Source organism: Muribacter muris (assembly GCF_001038205.1).
GTDB classification, from domain to species: domain Bacteria; phylum Pseudomonadota; class Gammaproteobacteria; order Enterobacterales; family Pasteurellaceae; genus Muribacter; species Muribacter muris.
In genome coordinates, this window is sequence record NZ_JWIZ01000118.1 from 1 (window position 1) to 1,012 (window position 1,012).

1 protein-coding gene and 1 pseudogene are annotated in these 1,012 nt (G+C 44.8%); both read left to right on the plus strand.

Annotation, left to right across the window (positions count from 1 at the left end; all coding sequences use genetic code 11):
* A partial coding sequence (locus RO21_RS11940) for a PP-loop family protein (RefSeq protein WP_047978006.1) occupies positions 1-513 on the plus strand: 513 nt, incomplete at its 5' end.
* Positions 514-542: 29 nt separating this feature from the next.
* Positions 543-1,012: pseudogene (locus RO21_RS11945) on the plus strand (sodium:proton antiporter); the annotation flags it as partial.

Sequence of the window (1,012 nt, forward strand, 5' to 3'; positions counted from 1 at the left end):
GCAACGAAAATTGCATTAGGACATCACCGAGACGATATGTTGGAAACTCTCTTTTTGAATATGTTCTACGGCGGCAAATTAAAAAGTATGCCGCCGAAGTTGATTAGTGATGACGGCAAGCAAATCGTGATTCGCCCGTTAGCCTATTGTAAAGAAAAAGATATTGAGAAATACGCCGAAGCAAAACAATTCCCGATCATTCCGTGTAACTTGTGCGGCTCGCAGCCTAATTTACAGCGTCAAGTCGTAAAAGAAATGCTGCAAACTTGGGATCGTCAATATCCGGGGAGAATTGAAACAATGTTCAGTGCGCTGCAAAATGTGACACCGTCCCATTTATGCGATCCGGCGTTATTTGATTTTAAAGGGATCCGTCACGGGCAGCACTTAGACGGCATTGAGGGCGATATTGCCTTTGATAAAGCTGACATTCCGCCTATGCCGATTGTGCAAGAGGACGAGGATATGCTAGATTATACGGAAAATGGTGTCATTAGCGTTAAACCGATTTAATTTTATTATTCAAAGAGAGGTCAAACACAATGTTATTTACTAATGAGGTTGTCATCTCAATTATCGTGTTACTCGCACTGAGTTTGTTGCGAATTAACGTGGTACTTGCGTTGATTATTGCCGCCTTAACCTGCGGTATTTTGGGGCACTACGGTGTCAATGAAGCAGGCTTCGGCGATGCGCTGAATCTGACGATTAAAAACTTCACCGGCGGTTTAGGCGGTGGGGCGGAAACGGCGATGAACTATGCCGTATTGGGTGCGTTTGCGGTTGCTCTATCCAAATCGGGCGTAACCGATTTACTCGCCTACAAAGTGATCCGTGCCTTTGGGCAACGTCCGTCCGGTCGCTCGGTATTTTGGTTTAAATATCTGGTCTTATTTACCCTTGTGCTGTTTTCAATGTCATCTCAAAACGTCATTCCGGTACATATTGCTTTCATTCCGATTGTCGTCCCTCCACTATTAAGCGTGATGAATCAGTTGAAAATCGACCGCCG